The sequence below is a fragment of the Nakamurella sp. PAMC28650 genome (genome assembly GCF_014303395.1).
Lineage (GTDB): Bacteria > Actinomycetota > Actinomycetes > Mycobacteriales > Nakamurellaceae > Nakamurella.
In genome coordinates this window covers 3583511-3603228 of the sequence record NZ_CP060298.1, presented here as the reverse complement: position 1 = coordinate 3603228, position 19718 = coordinate 3583511, and the positions used below count along the sequence as shown (strand labels likewise).

Genomic DNA, 19718 nt, shown 5'->3' with positions numbered 1-19718 from the left:
GCGGGCGGGCGTTCAGGCTCCGACACCGAAGCAGGTCAGCGGGGCCGGTGCACCGTCGGCCGCCGCGACGGCCGCCGCGAGTGCCACTGCCGGCCCGTCACCGGAGCGCAGCCGCTGGTGGTAGACCACCATCGTCTGCGCGGCCACCACGTCCGAGATCCGGCTGACCCCGGCGATGACGGTGGAGACCCCGCTGCGCAGCAGCGCGGCCGCCAGCCCCAGCGGCTCGCCGCCAGGGCGGTCGTCATCGCCTCGCCCGACGTCACAGCTGGAGAGCACCACATGGTCGGGCAGCGACGGGTTGGGGGCGATGTCGTAGCCGTACAAGGGACCGTCGGCCAGCTGGACCCAGGAGAACAACGGGGACTCGGTCTCGTGGTGGCCGTGCGCCGCGATGTGCAGCATTCCACCGTCCGGGACCTGTCCCAGCACCGCGGCTCCGGTGGCCGCATCCCCCACCAGGGCTGTCGACCCCGGGTAGAGCGCCGCGACCTGCTCGGCTTCGGCCGCGCCGTTGGGCAGACCCGGCCCGGCCACCGAGAGGACCCGGTCGGCGCGCGGTTCACGTCCTTTGCGTTCGCCCAATGCGGCCGAAACGGACGCCGTGACGGACACCGGGCGACCCACCAGCGCCGGCAGCAGGCCCCACGGCACGGTGGTCAGCATGCCGAGTCCGGCGACCATCAGCGGCCCGTCGTCCAGCAGCCCGCCGATCGGTTCGAGGAGGTCACCGGACACCTTGTCCAGGCCGGCCGCCAGCGACTGCCGGGCCACCCGCAGGACCGGCTCCGGCACGCGCTGGGTGGCCAGCAGATCCAGGTCGGCCGACACCCGCCGGACCCTGGACTGGATCTCCTCGAACGCGCCGAGCCGCCGGAACGAGGCCCGCGGACCGGTGATCACCAAGGCGTGCAGGGCACCGTCGCCGCGGATGTAGGCCACGATCGAGGGCCGCGCGGGATCCGCCGCGAGCCTGCGCTGCACCGCAGCCAGCGTGAGCGGCCGAAGGACGGCGCCGGTGCCGGCGGCCGTCCAGGCCATCGCCTGCACCTGACGGCGCATCCGCCGGACCCTGACCTCCAGCGCCGGATCCCGACGCCCGGACAGCACCGCCTGCCTGGCCTGCTCGTAGCTCGCCCGGAATTCGCCGAGTTCCCTGGCGAACTGGGGATCAGCGGGTGGCCGGACCGCGGGCAACCTGGTGCTCACTCCCCTGGCGCGTTCCAGCCACTGGAAGATTGCTGCGGGAGAACGGGTCTCGACCGCCGTCCGCAGGCCCAGTTCGGCCAGTTCGCGACCGTGGACGGCCGCCGCCGTCTGCAGATCCTGCGAGCCGAAGGTCGCCTGGAACTTCGACAGGTCGTCGAGGCCCCGTCGGATGTGGGCGAGCCCGGCCCGTCGACGCCCGGCGGCCAGCTCGAGCTCCCCGTCCAGGAGTCGGGCCTGCAGCCGGGTCGCCAGCCGGACACCGGATCGGTCGCGGACCACCTGGGCCACCTCGTTGGCCGCGGCCACCTCGCCGGAATCCAGCAGCGCTTCGCCGTGCAGCAGCAGTGCGGTGTTCGCCTCCTCGTCCAGTCCGAGCTCCCCCAGTTGCGCCGCCAGGGCGGCGGCCTCGATCGCGTCCCGCCGCGCGCGACCGATCCGGGCGGCCGCCGACGCGCCGCTCCGGTCCACTGCCATCGCCCTCCGTTGAGCCCTCACCGCCTGCAGTCGGAGGGTGCGGGCGGCCAGGGCGGCCGGGACGTTGCCACGGCGGCGGGCGGTCTGCTCGGCGCGACGGGCCGCCCGCGCCGCGGCTTCTGGGTGCCCGGCCAGCAGGTCGAGCTCCGCGCGGACCGAGTAGGCATCGACCAGATCCGCGGTGGCCCGGTTGATCCGGAAGAACTCCAGGGCCTGATCTATGTGTTCGCCGGCCGCGTCGATCAGGCCGGCCGAGGCGAGCACCCTCGCGCGGTCCAGGGGAGACACCCCGTCCTGGGCTGCCCGCGGCCAGGCGATCGCTGCACCTTCCATCGCCGCCAGCGCGGCCGGTAGATCACCGGCCAGGTAGCGCACGAATCCGAGGTTGTGGTCGGCCATGAAGGTGATGTCGCCGCGGTGCAGTTCCCGGGCGATCGCTCCGGCGGCCGCGGTGTCGGCGGCGGCCGGAGCGAGCCGGCCGGCGACGATGTGCAGCAGTCCCCGGTTGATCAGGGCGCCGGCGAGGTCCTCCAGCGATTCCGGCGTGGAGGACCGGCGGAGCTGGGCGACGGCGGCGTCGAGATCCGCCAGTGCGGCGTCGGGCTGTCCGGTCCGCACCAGGATCAGTCCGCGGGCGACCTGCACGGCGGGCAGCACCTCCGGACACGCCGAGGCCTCCTCGAGCAGGGCGCGCGCCCGGTCCGGGTGGCCGAGCTCGGAGTTGTTGTAGGCCAGGGCCACCAGGATCCGCGCCCGCAGCACCGGATCGGCGGCGGCTCGACCGTCCAGGTGCTTCAGCGCCCGCTGGGCCAATCGAAGGCCGGTGAACCATTTGCCATCGTCACTCGCCGCCCTCGCCAGCGTCCACAGGTCCGTGGCGGTGTGTTCGCCACTACCGGGTGACTCGTGCCGATTGTCCGGATCCACTTCTTCAGTGTCACAGACGCCACAAGACCCCGGATGGCCCAACACCAGCGATCAGAGCTGGTCAGGAACCCGCACCGAAGCACGTCAGTGGTGCGGGGACGTCCGCTGTTCCACTGATCGCCACCGCCAGGGCAACCGCCGGACCGTCACCGGCGAGCAACCTCTCGTGGTAGACGAGCATCGCCGCGGCCGCCACCTCGTCCGAGATCCGGCTGATCCCGGCCACCACCGTCGACACCCCGCTGCGCAGCAGGGCCGCCGCCAGACCGAGCGGCTCACCACCGGGCCGGTCATCGCTGCGGCCCACGTCACAGCTGGACAGCACCACGTGGTCGGGAAGGGCGGGACTGGGCGCGATGTCGTACCCGTAGAGCGGGCCGTCGGCCAACTGCACGGAGGAGAACAGCGGACTGTCCGGCTCGTGGTGGCCGTGCGCCGCGATGTGCAGCAGACCCCCTTGCGGCATCTGCCCGAGCACGGCCTCCCCGGTGGCTTCCGCTCCGACCAGCAGATGCGCGCCGGCATGCATGCCGGCCACCGCGGCCGCCTCGTCCGCGCCGCCGGGTACGTCGGGACCGGAGACCGCGAGGACCCCACGCAGGTAGGCACGGCTCGGGCGGCCCACGGAGGACATGGCCGCTGTCACGGAGGAGCTCACCGAGACCGGACGACCCACGAACGACGGCAGCAGGCCCCACGGCAGGGTGGCCATCGGCCCGACGGCGGCGATGACGACGGGGCCGCCGGTGACGTCCGCCAGGATCGGCGCCAGCAGGGCCCGGTCCAGCTGGATCAGGTCCTCGGTCAGCGACCGGCGGGCCACCTGCATCACCGGCAGCGGAATTCTCGGGGCGGCCAGCAGGTCGAGATCAGCTGCGGCGCGGCGGATCCGCGCGTCAACGTCCGGCCAGTCCGCCAGCCTGCGATGGGTGGCCCGGTGCGCGCTGATCACCAGCGCGTGCACCTCCACCTCCCCGTGCAGCAGGGCGATCACCGTCGGATCTGACGGGTCGCCGGCCAGGAGCCGTCGCACCGCGGCCAGCGCCAGCGGCCGATGGACGGTGCCCGATCCGCTCACCGTCCAGGATCTGGTCCGGACGTGTCTCCGCAGTTCGGCCACACGCCGTTCCCGGCCCGGGTCCCGGAGCCCGGCGACGGCGGCGGCCCGCGCATCGATGGTGGCCAGGCGGAGCTGCCCCAGCGTCTCCGCCAGTTCCTGATCGGCCGGCGGATGGACCGCCGGGAGACGGGTGGTGACCGCTCTGGAACGCTCGAGCCATTGCAGGATCGTTGCCGGCGATCCGCCGGCGACGGCCGTTCGCAACCCCAGCCGGGCCAGTGCCGCGCCGTGCACCGCCGCCCCGGCCTGCATGTCCTGCGAGCCGAAACGGGCCTGGAACTCGGCCAGTTCGTCCAGCCCCCTGCGGATCTGGGCGAACGCCCGGGTGGGCTTCTCGAGACGCATCTCGATTCGCGCCGCGACCAGTCGGGCGTGCAGGCGGGTACCCATCGGGAGGTTGGGCCCGAAGCTCAGAGCCGACGCGGCTGCGTCCTGCGCGGCGTCGAGGTCGTCGGACTCCAGCAGGGCGTCTGCGGTGACGAGCTGGGCGCTGACGGCGTCGCCGGGAAGGTCGTGTGCCACCAGCGAGGACGCCAGGTCCGCCGCCCGGCGCGCATCGGATCTGGCTCGCACCAACGGGTTCCGGGCCCCGGCCCGTCGTACGGCCGTCGCCTTCAGCTCGACCAGTTCGGCGAGCAGGGCGGCGTTCTCGTTCCCGCGGCGACGATTGAGGACCTTGGCCCGGCGCGCTTTCACCAGCGCCGACTTCCAGTCGGACCGCAGCAGATCGGTTTCGGCCGCCACCACCAGTGCGTCGGGTAGTTCGCTGAGCGCCCGGTTGCGGTCGAAGTCCTCGATGGCCAGCTGGCTGAAGTCGGCCGCCTCACGGGTGAGACCGGCGGCGAGCAGCACCCGCGCCCGGTCCATCGCCGGCATGCCGACCGGAGGTTCTGCCACCGCTCTCTGGGCCGCCTCCATCGAGTCGAGCGCCCCGGGTAGATCTCCGGCCAGGAACTGGAGGTAGCCCAGGTTGTGCGCCGCCATGTGCATGCCCCAGCGGTCGTCCGCGGCCATGGCCGCCTCCAGCGCCGCCCGTGTGTCCTTCTCCGCGGGCAGCAGATGCCCTGCCCCCATCTGCAGGAGGCCGCGATTGAGCAGGGCGGCCGACAGGACCCTCGGTGCGTCCGCCGGAGCGGTGTTGATGGCCCGGTCGAACGCGGTCAGGGCGCCGGCGGAGTCGCCGCCCCGCAGTAGACTCATCGCGCGGGCCCCCCAGATGGCCGAGAGCGAGCCGGTATCTGCCTGCTCTGCCTCCGTCAGAATCGCCAGGGACCGCTGGACATCTCCGAGCGCCGAGTACTGGTACGCCTGGGTGATCATCACCAGGCACCGGGCGTTCGAGATCTGCGGTTCGTCCGGTCCGGCACCAGGAAGGCGCCTCAGTGCCTTCTCGCACCATTTCAGCGCAGCAGAGGGCCGGCCGCTGTCGCCGGCGGCACGTGCACGCTCCAGGAACCGCAGCGCTGCCGCGACGTCGGCACCGGTGGATGGTTCCTGTCCCCCGCCGATCGTCACACCACCAGTTTCACAGGTGCAATGCGGGGGTCACCACCGGGATGCGGATCGTCGGATCGGAGTCGTCGGTCGGATGGAGGACCAGCTGCACGGAGCCGGAGGGCACCGACTCGAACACGAACCGACCGGTCTCGTCGCACTCCGCGGTCATCGTCGCCCCGTCGATGCGCAACTCGGCGTGCAACCGGCCACCGGGTGCGGCCCAGCCGTCGAGCCGAAGGGCGTTGTCCGGTTGCGCCTGCACCGAGATCATCACGGTCAGGTTGTCGCTCGAGAACGTAACCCGCTTGGCGTGCTCCACCGAACGGGTACCAGAGGCGCCGGCCAGACTCATCTCGGAGTCGACCAGGCGAGCGATCTCGGCGTCCAGATCGCTGATCTCCAGACCGAAGAGCACCACCTCGGGCAGCATCGGCGGCATCGGGTCCAGCGCGTCGTAGACATCGACGAGGTCGCCGAGGATGTCGAGATCCCGTTGATCCATCTGACTCCTCCTCCGGTCGTCGCCCTCCGCAGCACTGCGGTTCTGATCGCTCATGACCATTCCTCGCCCTCCAGTCGGGTGCGGAGCTTGTCCAGACAACGACCCCTGGTCGGGCCGATCGAGCCCACCGGCATACCCATGTCCTTGGCAATGGCGGCGTAGTCGGGCCGAGGCGAGAAAGCGATCACGGCCAGCAGACGTCGACACCGTTCGGGCAACGCGGACACGTGGTTCCAGAGCCGACGTTGCTCGTCGGTCAACACGGCCGTGTGCTCGGCGGACTCAGCACTCGGCAGATCCTCGTCAGTAGGTTCTTTCCCCGAACGCTGCGCGACAATCGCGCGATCCCGCCACGCCTGCCTCCGGAGGGTCACGGTCAGCCAGCGGACGACGGCCAGAGGATCGCTGATCGAGTCGCCGCGTCGCACCAGGGCGAGGAAGGTCTGCTGGACGCTGTCCTCGGCCTCCGCCGTGGACAGTCCGCACTGCCGGGCGGTGTGCCACAGCAGAGGGCTGACCAGCTTGACCAGACGATCGATACCGCCGGCCACACCGAGGCGGTAGTCCTGGAACGCGAGAGCCGCCTGGGTGACCAGATCACCGAGATCGCGGGGTTTGTCGGACGACGGCCGTGGTGGCGGCACCCGGTCCCGCGCGACCTGGTCGGCGACCTGATCCGCGACCGGGTCGGCGACGTGTGCGCCACCTTCGGTCCGGCCCGCCGGGGCGGCGGCGGTTCCGATGGGTGGCAGTCCGGAGGAGTCACCCCGAGAGGCCCTCCTTCCAGCCGCCGACTTCTCGGCGGCGGCCACCGGTGCTCCCGTGTCCGTCGGCATCACGAGTGGTCCCCTTCTCCGTACGTCGCGCGGTCGTCGTACGTTGCGCGCGGTGGGATCAGCGCACGGCGCTCGCCGACGTCGGCGGGGCAGCCGGCGCTGACCAGGTTCGCCAGGTAGCGGCCGGCCAGTACCGGGGCGGCGAAACTCGTCCCGCTCCAGGTGGCGAACCCACCGCTGAACTGATCGGGATCGATGGTTCCCCGGCGCTCCCCGTTCGGACCACGCAGGGAGGTGTCCGCAGCCCAGGCCCCCGAGGCGCACACCGGGGCGGTGCTCACCACGTTCGCGCCGGCGGCCTCGCCGTTGACCCAGTCGGCATCGTTGGAGAACAGGGCGACCGAGCCATCGGGATTGAGCGCGGCCACCGCCAGCAGCGGCAAAGCACCCACGGTGTTGAACTCGGGGTGGTCGGCGAACGCCGCAGGGTAGGAACGTCGGTCGGTGCAGTCGTTGCCCGCGGCGGCGAAGGTGACGACACCGCGCCCGGCCAGATCGATCAGCAGGTGCTTCAGGCCCGCGCTGTACTCCACGTCCTCGGCCGATTCGACGTAGTAGCCGAGCGACAGGACCACGGCGTCGACGGATGCCGGATGCTGATCGAGCCGAACGGCCAGCGCCATCAGCGCCCCGGTCAGCTCGTCCTCCGCCACCACGCCGTCCGCACCCATGATCCGGAGAGACGTGATCCCGGCATCCGCGCAGGTCTGCCGCAGCAGCCCGGTGATGAAGGTGCCGTGGCCGGCGTGCGTGTCCAGCAGCCCCGTCAGCGGGTCGGGTACCGCCCCGGCGCCCTCCGGGTCGGTCGCGGACACCCACGGCTCTTCGACATCCATCCCGATGGGATCGCCGTTGTCGAGCAGCAGTCGTCGTTCGACGGGGTGGGCCTGGAACCAGGGGTGTTCACCGACACCGGTGTCCAGCACCACCACCTCGGGGCGGCAGTCGCTGCTGCGGCGTTGTGGCGGGGCGAGCACCACGCTCACCGGTCCGTGACCGCCCGAGCCGCCCTGCAGGTATTGCCTGACGCCGGCGGCCGTGCCACGGGAGTACGGATTGCCCCCGATGTCGGCGGTCCCCCTGGAGTAGGGATTTCCGCCGACCAGGGCCGTGCCGCGGGAGTAGGGGTTGCCGGAGATCCCGGCGGCCGCGAACATCAGGTGGTCCAGTCCGACCCGCTGCCGGAGTTCGTCGTCGCCCGTGGCGCGGACCGCCTGCAGCAGTGGCCAGACGTCGACGGCCGGCGCGGGACCGTCGGCCGACGACCCGAACCGGATCGGCACGACCAGCGGCGTCCCGGCCTGCTCGGCCAGCGCGAGCAGACGCGCCAACCTGTTGTGCTCCTCGGCTTCTCGGGCACCAGGACGGCGATCGTCGCCGCGTTCGCCGTCCGCTCCGTCCGTGCCCTGCCCGTCCCTGCCCTGCCCGTCCCGGTCCCGATCGATCTCCTCGAAGACGTCGGGGCCGACGCGGCGGAGTCCCAGACCTGCGGCAAGTCCCTCGATGACCGCGATGACGGTCTCGGCCCCGGCACGCCCGGAGGCCGTGACGAGCAGGACGTCGCCGCGATAGACCGTCGCGGTGGGCGCGGGTCCACCGGGGAGTCGGACCGCCGTCGCGGGGTCGAGGACCCGCGGTTCGTACCGCTGGAACGGATCGCGGGATGCACTGGGCCCTGACACTGCGGCCGGGTCGGTCACTTCTGCCTCCTGCGATCAGGTCCGCGACATCGGGTCCGTGGTGGGCTCACCAGAACGCGCAGGCCACCGGGGAGATCATCCCCGGTCCCTGGCTCGGAAGAGCATGCTGTGGTTCGCCTGATACATGTCGTGGGCCAGAAAGTTACTCCTGCCGCGGACGGGGACGTCCCCGTCCGATCGGAACGAGTGCCCGTCGCTGTGGGATCGGTGGGAAACCGGCATCGGCCACGGCGCGCAGGTACCGCCCGGCCAGCACCGGCGCAGCGAACGACGTCCCGCTCCAGGAGGCGAACCCCGAGACGAAATCATCCGGATCCACGCCACTTCGGATGCGGCCGGGCGGCGTCACCGTACGGGCGGATGCGCGGTCCGAACCGTCGCTGCCGACGGGCGCGGTCGACACCAGGTTGACGCCCGGCGCCTCGGCGATCACCCACGGGCCGTCGTTGGAGAACAGGGCCACCGTCCCGTCCGGATTCAGCGCCGCCACCGAGACCAGCGGCATGACGTCGACGTCGGCGAAGCTCGGGTCGACCGCGAACGCCGCTGGATAGGAGGGCCGCGCCGTTGCATCGTTCCCAGCCGCGCAGAACACCGTGATGTTCAGCCGTCCCAGTTCCAGCAGGATGCGCTTGAGCGAGGTGTTGTAGACCAGGTCCGCGCCGGTCTCGGCGTAGTAGCCGAGGGAAAGGACGAGCGCGTCGGCCCAACCCGGATGCTCGCGCTGGTGGTCGGCGATCAGGGTCAGGGCGTCGGTCAGGGTGGATTCCGCGACGATCCCGTCGGCGCCCATCACGGCCAGCGCCACGATGTCGGCCTCCGGGCACGACTGACGCAGCAACCCCGCGATGAACGTGCCATGGCCGGAGTGGCTGGCCAGGGTGCCCAGGAGAGCGTTCGCCACCTGGCCGGACCCGTCCGCATCCAGTCCCTTGATCGAGCCTGGATCGATCTGCGGCCCGATCGTCCGTCCGTCCGCCATCGCGATGGTGGTCTGCGCCGGCCGGGCGGCGAACCAGGGGTGCACTCCGATGCCGGTGTCCAGCACCACCACGCGCGGCCGCCGGCCGGCGGAGGGCGGGGCGGGCGCCGCAACGACGAAGTTGACCGGCCCCCGACCGGCGTACCCGGAATCGCCGTAGTGATCGAGCCCGGTCCGTCCGTGCCCGATCGCAAACGGATTGCCACCGAGTTGCTCCGCGGTGGTCATCAGGTGGTCGAGCCCGACGCCGACGGCGACCTCCGGATCGGGATGACGACGCAGTTCGGCGACCATCGCCCAGGAGTCGACCGGTTCGACCGAGGTCGAGCCGGGCGCCAGGGCCACGCCGGACCTGTCGCCCGTGACGGTCCAGTCGCGGCGGGTGGCCACCTCGGCCACCGCCGACTGGACGCGCCGCGCCACGTCCGGATCGGCCGGGTGCACGATCACACCGCAGGTGCGGTACGCGGTGGACATCGGCGACCACTGCTCGTCCGATGGAGCGGCCGACTCGAGAACGCTTCCCTGCCAACGACTCAGCGCCGCACCCAACTGTGGGTGCCTGGGTGTGGAGGGGCGGTTCAAGGTCACGGCTCCGGCTAGATGACGGTCGGGACCATCAGGCGTCCGGGGCCGCATCGATCCCTTCGGAATCGACCTCCGGCGCTGCTCCCTGGTCAGCGCCGGGCGGACCCCCGGCACCCGGTTCACCGTCGGCGGCAGTGACGACGGGGACCAGCAGCTCGTCCAGCAGTTCGCGCTCCAGCCGCCGGAAGGTGCGATCGGGGACGGTGCGCTCCAGCACCGCCACCTCCAGTTGCGCGGACTCCAACGTACGGGGTGCACCCTCGCCGCCTGCGCCCAGCGAGCTCACGGCGGCGTGCAGAGCAGTGGCCAGGTCCCATCCGCGGACGAACTGGGTCTCCATCGCAGCGGCGACCGGCTCGGTGGCACCGCCCATCACCACGTAGCGGGTCTCCTCCATGATCGAACCGTCGTAGGAGATCCGGTAGAGCTGGTCCCGCTGCCCGGGGGCACCGAGCCGGGTCTCGCCAGGTGCCGGGACCGGCTCGCCGACGGACCTGGCCACCTCGGCCACGCACAACTCCACCTCGTAGGGCTTCTGCTGCTCCGAGAAGATCGACCCCAACGTCTGCGCGTAGGCGTTGGCCAACCAGCGGGCGGTGACGTCCCGCCGGTCGTAGGAGTACCCGCGCACGTCGGCGAGGCGGATCCCGGCGGTGCGCAGGTTCTCGAACTCGTTGTAGCGACCGACGGCGGCCAACCCGATGCGGTCGTAGATCTCGCTGACCTTGTGCAGGGTCGGCGAGTGGTTCTCGGCGACGAACAGGACACCACCGGAATACGTGGTCACCACCACGCTCCGGCCCCGGCCGATGCCCTTGCGGGCGTATTCGGACCGGTCCCGCATGAACTGTTCTGGTGAGGCGTAGACGGGCATCGTCACAGTGCTGGTACTCCTGCTTCAGGGTTCAGGGGTGGTGGGTACGCCGGGTGCTGCCCGAGTCAGCCGCCGGGGTTGATCATCCGTCCGGCGACCACCTGGCCGGCCACCTCACCGACCTCGTCGTCGGTCAGTCGCCGTGCGCCGGTCGCCGTCACCACGATGACCACCGGGTAGATCTTGCGCGTCATGTCCGGCCCGCCGGTGGCGCTGTCGTCGTCCGCTGCGTCGTAGAGGGCCTCCACCGCCGCCTTCACCGCGACGGACAGATCCGCGCCGCGCTCGAACCGCTTCTTGAGGGCCGATCTGGCGAACATCGAGCCGGATCCGACGGCGTAGAAGTCGTGTTCCTCGTAGCGGCCACCGGTGATGTCGTAGGAGAAGATGCGTCCACCTTCGGACGTCGGTACCCGGTCGATATCGAAGCCCGCGAACAGCGGGACAACGGCCAGACCCTGCAGGGCGGCGCCCAGGTTGCCCCTGATCATCGACGAGAGTCGGTTCGCCTTGCCGTCCAACGACAGCCGGACCCCTTCGATCTTCTCGTAGTGCTCGAGTTCGAGCTTGAACAGCCGCACCATCTCGATCGCGAGACCGGCCGTCCCGGCGATGCCGACCGCGGAGTGCGAGTCGGCCACGAAGACCTTCTCGATGTCGCGCTGGGCGATCAGGTTGCCCATGGTGGCCCGTCGATCGCCGGCCAGGACGACGCCCTCCCCGCACGTCAGGGCGACGATGGTGGTGCCGTGCGGCACCTGGTCGACGACGCCCTGCATGCGGTGGCCGGGCAGCAGGTGCGGTTCGGCCCTGGCCAGGAACTCCGTGAAGGATCCGGGACCGGGCGTCAGGTATGCGGCGGGAACTGCGGCGATGGGCCAGTTCGACGCGGGATCACGATCGCTCACTGCCCGCCCTTTTGCACGTACGAGCGAACGAAGTCCTCTGCGTTGGACTCGAGCACACCGTCGATCTCGTCGAGGATGTCGTCGGTCTCGGCCGCCAGTTTCTCGCGACGCTCCTGACCGGCCGCCTCGGCGCCCGAATCAGCATCATCCGAATCGCCGCCACCCTGTCGGCTGGTCTGTTCCTGTGCCATGTCGATCTCCCATCGGTTGCCCCCGACTTTACCCAGACGCCCCGACAATCCCGCCGACCTCGCGGATACGACCGGGTAACGGCGGGCGGATCGTGGGCCGGGTCGAAAACCTCAGGTGCGCCTGGTGAGCGCGTCGACCAGCTCGCCGGCGTCCGCCGAGGCATCGAGCAGCGCCCCGACGTGGGCCTTGGTGCCGCGCAGTGGATCCATCGTCGGGATCCGGACCAAGGACTCCCGGCCGACGTCGAAGATCACCGAATCCCAGGACGCCGCGGCCAGCCGGTCCGGGTACTTGGAAACGCAGCGTCCCCGGAAGTAGGCCCTGGTGTCCTCCGGCGGAGTCGTCATGGCGAGCAGGATCGCGTCATCGGTCAGCAGGCGCTTCATGGCGCCGCGGGACACGAGCCGGTTGTAGAGCCCGCGGTCCATCCGGACGTCCGCGTACTGCAGATCCACCAGCGCCAGCCGCGGCGCCCCCCAGGCCAGGCCGTCGCGGCTGCGGAACCCTTCCAGCAGGCGGAGCTTCGCCGGCCAGTCCAGGGTGTCGGCCAGCCGCATCGGATCATCGGCGAGCTTGTCCAGGACGTCGGTCCAGGTGGCCAGGACATCGACGGTGTCGGAATCCACGTCCGCACCGTAGGTTTCGGCGACGAAGGCCTGGGCCGCGTCGAGGTAGGCGCGCTGGACGTCCACCCCGGTGAACGACCGTCCGTCGGCCAGCTTCACCGTGGTCTTCAGGGTCGGGTCGTGCGAGATCTGGTGGACCGCAGAGACGGAGTGCTCCAGTTCGAGCGGCATCGGCCAGCCCGCCTCGATCATCGACAGCACCAGCGCCGTGGTCCCGACCTTGAGGTAGATGGCCGTCTCGCTCAGGTTCGCGTCGCCGATGATGACGTGCAGCCGCCGGTAGCGGTCGGCGTCGGCGTGCGGCTCGTCGCGCGTGTTGATCAGGCCTCGCTTGAGCGTGGTCTCCAGGCCGACCTCGACCTCGATGTAGTCGCTGCGCTGCGCCAGCTGGAATCCCGGGGTCGCGCCGGCCGCCCCGATGCCCACCCGACCGGCGCCGGCGAACACCTGACGGGAGGCGAAGAACGGCAGCAGCCCCGCGATCAACGAGGGGAACGGCGTGTCCCGACGGCAGAGGTAGTTCTCGTGGGTGCCGTAGGAGGCGCCCTTGCCGTCGGTGTTGTTCTTGTACAACTGGACCGGCTTGGCCCCCGGGACCGCGGCGGCCAGGATCGCGGCCTGCTCCATCACCCGCTCCCCCGCCTTGTCGAACAGCACGGCATCGAGCGGATTGGTCACCTCGGGCCCGGAGTACTCGGGGTGGGCGTGGTCGACGTACAGGCGGGCCCCGTCGGACAGGATGACGTTCGCCGCTCCGATGTCGTCGATGTCCGGCTCGTTGATCCCGAACAGCGAGGAGAGGTCGTAACCCCTGGCATCGCGCAGCGGTGACTCGACCTCGTAGTCCCACCGCGGGCGGCGGGCTCGCGGGGCGGCGACCGAGGCTGCATAGGCGAGCACGATCTGGGTCGAGGAGATCACCGGGTTGACACCGGGTTCTCCCGGAACCGAAATTCCGTACTCGACCTCGGTTCCCATGATGCGGCGCACTGTCATGCCAGCAAATCTAGTGCCGGGGTGACTCAGGGCACGCCCGACAGCGGTGGTCGGCCCCAACCGGCCAGCAGCGCATCGATCATCGCCCGGACGGTCCGGGGCATGTCGACGGCCGCGGGATCCAGTAGCCACTGGACCTGCAGACCGTCCATCACCGCGATCACGGCGCTGGCCGCATCCTTCAGTTCCTGTTCGGGGACAACGGGTTCCGGGCCGCAGATCGACCGCAGGGCATCGCCGACCTCGATCCGCAACGCGGCGAAGCGGTCACGGAACCACGCCTGGGCCGGATGCCCCTCGGTCACCGATTCGGCCGAGAGCACCGTGTAGGCCTGCACGATCGCGGACCGGCGGGTGTTCAGCGTCACGGTGGTGATCAGATGGTCGACGAACGCAACGCCGACCGGTCGGCGACCTTCCCGGAACTCGTGCCGGTCCCCCAGGTCCCGGTCCCGCAGCACCTCCACCAGCAGCGCCTCCTTGCTGCCGAAGTAGTGCAGTACGCCCTGGTGGGTGATGCCGACCCGCTCGGCGATCTCGCCGAGCGACCCGTTCCGGAAACCCCGGCTGGTGAACACCTCGTGCGCCGCCTGCAGGATCTCGGCCCGCCGGTGCTGCGCCCGGGCGCTCCCCTTGGGCGGGTTCGTCATGGGGTTACTCTGCCACGCCGGGTCGGTGACAATGCTGGGATGGACAGGCCGTGGACCATGGCAAGGCGAACGGCCGCCAGCTTGCGGGCCAGCGCAAAGGTGACCGCACGGCTGCGTGAGCCGGCTCCGCTGGGAGCCTGGCGCCGGCGCGGGTTGCTGAGCCTGCTCGGTCTCGACGCAGCGGTGTTGATGCAGGCGTTGAAGATCGCGGTGTCTGCGGGCGTCAGCTGGGCTCTGGCCCAGAGACTGCTCGGGTCGCCGTCGCCGATCTGGGCGCCGATCACCGCGTCCCTGGTCGCTCTGCTGACCGTGCGGGCCTCCGTCCGGGACGCCGTCCAGCGGGTGGTCGCCGTCGTGATCGGCATGGCCGTGGCGCTCTGGCTGGGCGGTCTGATCGGGCTGCACGCCTGGTCGATCAGCGTCATCGTGGTGGCCGGGTTCCTGACCGGCAAGATCCTGCGGCTGATCCCGGCGGCGGCGGCGCAGATCCCGATCAACGGCCTGTTCATCCTGTCCCTCGGCGCCGGCCAGAGCGTCCAGCGGGTCTACGACACCCTGATCGGTGCCGCCGTCGCGGTGATCGTGAACTTCCTGATCGCCCCGCCGAACCATGTGAGTGCCGCACGCCGATCGGTGGCCCACCTCGCCGACGACGTGATCGACGTGCTCGGCGAGATGGCCGGCGGGATCGCGTCCCCCTGGCGCCGGGAGGATGCCGCCGCCTGGCTGCGCACCGCCCGCGGACACGCCGCCGGCTCGCTGTCCGCCGAGACCGCGGTCGAGCAGGCCGGCGAGTCCCTCTCGCTGCTGCCCGGACGAGCCCAGTGGACCGGCCCGCTGGGCCGGCTCCGGCAGGCCGCGGCCACCCTGCGGACGGTCGAGATCCAGGTCCGCGTACTGGCCCGCACCCTCCGCGACACCGCAGACGATCTGCCGAGCAGCGGTGGACGCCAGGTCCCGCTGCCGATGGCCGCCGACATGCTGACGCGGACGGCGGGGGCGATCAGCGCGTTCGCCGACGCGCTGGTCGGGTCGTCGCGGCAGCCGACCGGCCGCGGGCTGGATCAGCAGATGCCCGCGGCGGCCAGGACCGCCATCGACAGTGCCCGGGAACGGATCGGGCAGATCTCCGAGGACATCCGGGACATGGTCGCGGCCAACCTCGAGCGCGCGCTGTACCTGGGCACGCTCGTGTTGGAGACGGGCCGGATCCTGGACGAACTCGACACCGGACTCGACGCCGCGTTCCCCGTCGCGACGGTTCCGGACGCACCGCCGGGTTGATCGCACCGCCGGATCGATCGCGGTGGACCGTCTTACCGAACTCCAAACCTCACCGAGCGGGCGTCTAGTACTGCCGGATCAAGGTAGAACCCATGACCTGCCGGCCGACGTCCCCGCCCCGGGGTGTCCTGGCGCCTGCGACCCGGAGCCGGCCGCACCTGGCCGGCACGCTGATGGCGCTGGCGGTGGCGGCGGTGCTCGGGACCGAGCTGGTGCTCGGCGGCCCGTCGCTGCTGACCGCGGTCCGCGGACTGACCCGGGTGCCGGCCGGCTGGGTGGTCGTCGCGACCGCCGCCGCCGCCGCGTCGATGGTCGCCTTCGGCCTGCTGCGCGCCCGCACCCTGCGGGCTGCCGGCGTCCGGGTGCCGCTCGGCCGGGCCGTGGCCGTGAGCTATGCCGCCGGGGCCGTGCACGTGACGATGCCCGCCGGCACGGTCTTCTCGACGACCTACGCGTTCCGGCAGATCCGCGACTGGGGGGCGTCCCCGTCGGCGGCCACCTGGTCCCTGACGATCACCGGGTTGCTGTCCACCGCGACGTTGGGCGTCGTCGGACTCCTCGGCCTCGCTGCGTCCGGGGGCACCGGCGGATCGGCGACGACGGAGATCGGCGAGCTGGCCGGGCTCGGCGCGCTGATCGCGGCGATCGTGATGCTGACCCGCCATCCCGCCCTGCTCGTCAGGACCGCCCGTGGTGCCCTGCTGCTGCTCAACCGGGCGCGCCGGCGGCCGGCCGAGACCGGGGTCGCCCGGTTGGCCGGCCTGACGCAGGACCTGCGGTCGATCAGGCCGACGCCCCGCGCCTGGGCCGAGAGCGTCGGTCTGGCCCTGCTCAACTGGCTGCTGGACATCGGTGCGCTCGCGGCCTGCTGCGCCGCCTTCGACCTGCACGTGAGCCTGTCCGTCCTGCTGCTGACCTACACCGCCGGGATGGCCGCCGGCGGTCTGACGCCACTTCCGGCCGGAGTGGGCGCGGTCGAGACGGCCATGACCCTCGGACTGACCTTGGGCGGCGCGACCGCCTCCGCCGCCCTCGGGGTCGTCCTGCTCTACCGCCTGATCTCGGTCGGCAGCACCGTCGCCGTCGGCTGGATCGTCGTCGCGCTGCAACCCCACCACCACCACACCGGAGTCGAACCCATCGGGAGCCAGCATTGATCACTGCCACCGGCCTGACGAAGCGCTACGGGGATCGGGTGGCAGTCGACCATCTCGACTTCACCGTGCGATCGGGGATCGTGACGGGCTTCCTCGGCCCGAACGGCGCCGGCAAGTCGACCACCATGCGCCTGATCCTCGGGCTGGACCGGCCGAGCGCAGGGGCGGTGACCGTCAACGGGCAGTCGTACGAGGATCTACCCGCCCCCCTCCGTGAGGTCGGCGCGCTGCTCGAGGCGAGGTCGGTGCACACCGGCCGGTCCGCCTATCACCACCTGCTCGCCCTGGCCACCACCCACGCCATCAGCAAGGCACGGGTGCTGGACGTGATCGACATGGTCGGGCTCGCGGAGGTGGCCGGCAAACGAGCCGGCGGCTTCTCGCTCGGGATGGGGCAGCGGCTCGGCATCGCTGCCGCCCTGCTCGGTGATCCCGGCACCCTGATCCTGGACGAGCCGGTCAACGGCCTGGACCCGGACGGCATCCTGTGGATCCGGAACCTGCTGAAAGGCCTGGCCGCGCAGGGGCGTACCGTTTTCGTGTCCAGTCACCTGATGAGCGAGATGTCCCTCACCGCAGATCATCTCATCGTGATCGGCAGAGGCCGGCTGATCGCCGACCAGCCGATCGCCGAGCTGATCGGATCGGCCTCTCGTGGCAGCGTCCTGGTGCGCACTCCCGGTGCGGACGTGCTGCAGCGGGCCCTGGCCGGGCCTGGGGTGACCATCACCGGCGGTCCCGGCTCGCTCGAGGTCGTGGGCCTGACGCCCACGCAGATCGGCGACGCGGCACTGGCCGCCGGGGTCGCGATCCACGAATTGACCCCGCAGCAGGCATCACTGGAAGAGGCCTTCATGGAACTGACGAACGACTCGCTGGAATTCCACGGATCGAGTGCGGCATGACGACGATGCCGGACGTGACCTCCCCCGCCGAGCAGGACTTCCGGTCGTCCGTCGAGGTCGGCGACGTCACCTGGCGTCGGGTGGCGGCCTCCGAATGGGTCAAGCTCCGTTCACTGCGCTCGAGTTGGCTGACGATGGGCATCGCGGTGGCGGCACTGGTCGGCATCGCTGTCGTCGGCGGCATCCTGACCAATCAGGACTGGTCGCACATGCGGCCCCAGCGACGGGCCAACTTCCAGCCGATCGACGCCAGCCTGACCGGCGTCGCGTTCGCACAACTGGCCATCGGTGTCCTCGGTGTGCTGTTCATCAGCGGCGAGTACGGCACCGGGATGATCCGCTCGACCCTGGGTGCCGTGCCCAGACGACTTCCCGTTCTGTGGGCCAAACTCGCCGTGTTCGGTGCGGTCAGCCTGGTGCTGATGGAGATCTCGGCGTTCCTGGCCTTCTTCCTCGGCCAGGCCGCCCTGGGCTCGCACGGAACGTCCATCAGTGCACCGGGAGCCCTCCGGGCGGTCATCGGCACCGGGCTCTACCTGACCGGGGTCGGTCTGCTGGGCGTGGCGCTCGGCTTCCTGATCAGGATCACCGCGGGTGGGATCGCCGCCCTGGTCGGCCTTCTGCTGCTGCTCCCCGGCATCATGAACATCCTCCCGCAGAGTTGGCAGGACACCGTGACGCCCTACCTTCCAAGTTCCGCCGGTGGGGCGGTGTACCAGATCAGGGTGGATCCGGGCACGCTCGCCCCGTGGACCGGCTTCGGGGTGTTCTGCCTCTACGTGGTGGTGGCGATCGTGGTGGCAGCGTTCTTCCTCCGGCGGCGGGACGCCTGACGGCGCCGTTCCCCACATCCTGATTGGAGCCTGCGTCCGGTCTTGACCTGTTCTGAACATTGACGGCGCACGCTGGGTGTTGTGAAGACCTTCCCGCAGTACCAGGCCGTGACCTCCGGCGAGCCGGGGAGTTGGGCGGCCGCAGCCCGACTGGTGCGACGCACCGGATTCGGCGGCACCGGCGCCGCCATCGATGCGGTGGTGGCCATGGGCACCCCCAGGTACCTGGCCATGACGCTGGCGGCCGACCCGGACCGGGACGTCGGCGCGATCGCCACGCCGGCGCCGACGTTCGAGCCGATCGTCCCGCTCGGAAAGGCCGCCGGTACGGCGGCTCGCAAGTCCTACAACCACCAGCTGCAGGGCCAGCTGCAGGAACTCACCGGATGGTGGGTACGCCGGATGGTGGCCGTCGAGCAACCGTTCGGCGAGAAGCTGACCTTCTGCTGGCACGACCACTTCGCCACGTCCGCGACGAAGGTCCGCCGGGCCGGCTGGATGCTGGCGCAGAACCAGAAGCTCCGCACGATGGGCCGCGGCGACTTCCGGCCGCTGGCGCTGGCGATGCTCACCGACGCGGCCATGCTGTTCTGGCTCGACGGCCAGCAGAACACCGCCGGTGCGCCCAACGAGAACCTGTCCCGCGAATTCATGGAGCTGTTCGCTCTCGGCCACGGCGACGGCTACACCGAGCAGGACGTCCGCGAGGGCGCCAGAGCACTGACCGGCTGGCGGATCAGCGCCGACGGCAGCACGATGTTGCGTCCCCAGCTGCACGACGACGGCAGCAAGACACTGCTCGGCGTCACCGGCAACCTCGACGACGTCGGCTACTGCGATGCGATCCTGGCCCGCCCGGCGTCGCCGAGCTACCTCGCCACCCGGATGTACGGCCAGCTGGTCTCCGATCACGCTCCCACGCTCGCCGTGGTGAACGCCTGCGTCGCCGGCTACGGCAGTACCCGTTCCGTCACCGGGATGCTGTCCACGATGCTCGGATCCGCCGATTTCACCGCTGCCGCCGGCACCCAGGTGATCAACCCGGTGGAATGGCTGATCGGCGCGGTGCGCGCACTGAAGGTTCCGGTGCCCGACCAGGCGGCCGCACTCAAGCTGATCGCAGTGCTGCGCGGCCTCGGCCAGATCCCCTTCTACCCGCCGAACGTCAGCGGCTGGCCGTCCGGAGCGGCCTGGCTGTCCACTGCCGCTGCCGACCTCAGGATGTCCACCGCAGCGGCCCTGGTGAAGCGGGCGGATCTGGATCCGGTCGGCTCGGTGGCGGCGGCCGGACGGGTCGACGCCGTCGCCCACCTGCTGGGGGTACCGGCGTGGAGCGCGCGCACGGCCGCCGTGCTGAAAGGCGTGGTCTCCGATCCGGCCCAGCTGGTGACGATCGCACTCAACACCCCCGAGTACCTGACCAACTGAACCCCCGTCTTTCCTCAATTCGTCTGCACC

Annotated in this window: 16 protein-coding genes; 5 read left to right on the top strand and 11 right to left on the bottom strand. The window is 71.0% G+C overall.

Annotation, left to right across the window (positions count from 1 at the left end):
- Positions 1 to 12 precede the first annotated feature (12 nt).
- The 11 genes from H7F38_RS16285 to H7F38_RS16235 form a co-directional block, all read right to left on the bottom strand.
- A complete protein-coding gene (locus H7F38_RS16285; RefSeq protein ID WP_187090826.1) occupies positions 13 to 2610 on the bottom strand; it encodes a CHAT domain-containing protein in 2598 nt (865 codons plus the stop codon).
- A 61-nt stretch (positions 2611 to 2671) separates the two neighbouring features.
- Complete coding sequence (locus H7F38_RS16280; protein WP_187090825.1) at positions 2672 to 5245, bottom strand: CHAT domain-containing protein; 2574 nt, start codon at positions 5243 to 5245, stop codon at positions 2672 to 2674.
- A gap of 10 nt (positions 5246 to 5255) precedes the next feature.
- On the bottom strand, positions 5256 to 5783 hold the full coding sequence (locus H7F38_RS16275) for a carboxypeptidase regulatory-like domain-containing protein (RefSeq protein WP_187090824.1): 528 nt from the start codon (positions 5781 to 5783) through the stop codon (positions 5256 to 5258).
- Positions 5780 to 6565, bottom strand: coding sequence for an RNA polymerase sigma factor (locus H7F38_RS16270; protein ID WP_187090823.1), 786 nt, complete (start codon positions 6563 to 6565; stop codon positions 5780 to 5782). Before H7F38_RS16270 ends, H7F38_RS16275 begins: the two co-directional genes overlap by 4 nt.
- Complete coding sequence (locus H7F38_RS16265; protein WP_187090822.1) at positions 6565 to 8265, bottom strand: S8 family serine peptidase; 1701 nt, start codon at positions 8263 to 8265, stop codon at positions 6565 to 6567. The genes H7F38_RS16270 and H7F38_RS16265 overlap by 1 nt, the downstream gene beginning before the upstream one ends.
- Before the next feature lie 142 nt (positions 8266 to 8407).
- Positions 8408 to 9724, bottom strand: coding sequence for a S8 family serine peptidase (locus H7F38_RS16260; RefSeq protein WP_187090821.1), 1317 nt, complete (start codon positions 9722 to 9724; stop codon positions 8408 to 8410).
- 142 nt (positions 9725 to 9866) lie between these two features.
- Complete coding sequence (gene prcA, locus H7F38_RS16255) at positions 9867 to 10715, bottom strand: proteasome subunit alpha (RefSeq protein ID WP_187090820.1); 849 nt, start codon at positions 10713 to 10715, stop codon at positions 9867 to 9869.
- A gap of 59 nt (positions 10716 to 10774) precedes the next feature.
- Positions 10775 to 11617: a proteasome subunit beta gene (prcB, locus tag H7F38_RS16250; RefSeq protein ID WP_222618123.1), complete on the bottom strand. Its 843-nt coding sequence runs from the start codon at positions 11615 to 11617 to the stop codon at positions 10775 to 10777.
- Positions 11614 to 11808, bottom strand: coding sequence for a ubiquitin-like protein Pup (locus H7F38_RS16245; protein ID WP_187090819.1), 195 nt, complete (start codon positions 11806 to 11808; stop codon positions 11614 to 11616). Before H7F38_RS16245 ends, prcB begins: the two co-directional genes overlap by 4 nt.
- 111 nt (positions 11809 to 11919) lie before the next feature.
- A complete protein-coding gene (dop, locus tag H7F38_RS16240; protein ID WP_187094766.1) occupies positions 11920 to 13425 on the bottom strand; it encodes a depupylase/deamidase Dop in 1506 nt (501 codons plus the stop codon).
- 32 nt (positions 13426 to 13457) lie between these two features.
- Positions 13458 to 14081, bottom strand: a complete 624-nt coding sequence (locus H7F38_RS16235) for a TetR/AcrR family transcriptional regulator (RefSeq protein WP_187090818.1) — start codon at positions 14079 to 14081, stop codon at positions 13458 to 13460.
- A gap of 39 nt (positions 14082 to 14120) precedes the next feature.
- On the opposite strand from H7F38_RS16235, the gene H7F38_RS16230 reads away from it, so the two are divergent.
- From H7F38_RS16230 to H7F38_RS16210, 5 genes are all read left to right on the top strand, one after another.
- On the top strand, positions 14121 to 15365 hold the full coding sequence (locus H7F38_RS16230; RefSeq protein WP_187090817.1) for an FUSC family protein: 1245 nt from the start codon (positions 14121 to 14123) through the stop codon (positions 15363 to 15365).
- 92 nt (positions 15366 to 15457) lie between these two features.
- Positions 15458 to 16522 (top strand): lysylphosphatidylglycerol synthase transmembrane domain-containing protein, encoded by a 1065-nt coding sequence (locus H7F38_RS16225; protein ID WP_187090816.1) that lies wholly within the window; start codon positions 15458 to 15460, stop codon positions 16520 to 16522.
- Positions 16519 to 17427, top strand: coding sequence for an ATP-binding cassette domain-containing protein (locus H7F38_RS16220; protein ID WP_187090815.1), 909 nt, complete (start codon positions 16519 to 16521; stop codon positions 17425 to 17427). The genes H7F38_RS16225 and H7F38_RS16220 overlap by 4 nt, the downstream gene beginning before the upstream one ends.
- Complete coding sequence (locus tag H7F38_RS16215; protein ID WP_255498015.1) at positions 17424 to 18260, top strand: ABC transporter permease; 837 nt, start codon at positions 17424 to 17426, stop codon at positions 18258 to 18260. Before H7F38_RS16220 ends, H7F38_RS16215 begins: the two co-directional genes overlap by 4 nt.
- Before the next feature lie 81 nt (positions 18261 to 18341).
- Positions 18342 to 19688 (top strand): DUF1800 domain-containing protein, encoded by a 1347-nt coding sequence (locus H7F38_RS16210; RefSeq protein WP_222618122.1) that lies wholly within the window; start codon positions 18342 to 18344, stop codon positions 19686 to 19688.
- Positions 19689 to 19718: the final 30 nt, after the last annotated feature.

Bases quoted from the DNA above. Each gene is read 5' to 3' on its own strand.
- H7F38_RS16230 (WP_187090817.1), top strand. From the start codon at position 14,121: ATGGACAGGCCGTGGACCATGGCAAGGCGAACGGCCGCCAGCTTGCGG.
- H7F38_RS16245 (WP_187090819.1), bottom strand. From the start codon at position 11,808: ATGGCACAGGAACAGACCAGCCGACAGGGTGGCGGCGATTCGGATGAT.
- H7F38_RS16270 (WP_187090823.1), bottom strand. From the start codon at position 6,565: ATGCCGACGGACACGGGAGCACCGGTGGCCGCCGCCGAGAAGTCGGCG.
- H7F38_RS16275 (WP_187090824.1), bottom strand. From the start codon at position 5,783: ATGAGCGATCAGAACCGCAGTGCTGCGGAGGGCGACGACCGGAGGAGG.
- H7F38_RS16225 (WP_187090816.1), top strand. From the start codon at position 15,458: ATGACCTGCCGGCCGACGTCCCCGCCCCGGGGTGTCCTGGCGCCTGCG.
- H7F38_RS16215 (WP_255498015.1), top strand. From the start codon at position 17,424: ATGACGACGATGCCGGACGTGACCTCCCCCGCCGAGCAGGACTTCCGG.
- H7F38_RS16260 (WP_187090821.1), bottom strand. From the start codon at position 9,724: ATGTCCACCGCGTACCGCACCTGCGGTGTGATCGTGCACCCGGCCGAT.
- H7F38_RS16235 (WP_187090818.1), bottom strand. From the start codon at position 14,081: ATGACGAACCCGCCCAAGGGGAGCGCCCGGGCGCAGCACCGGCGGGCC.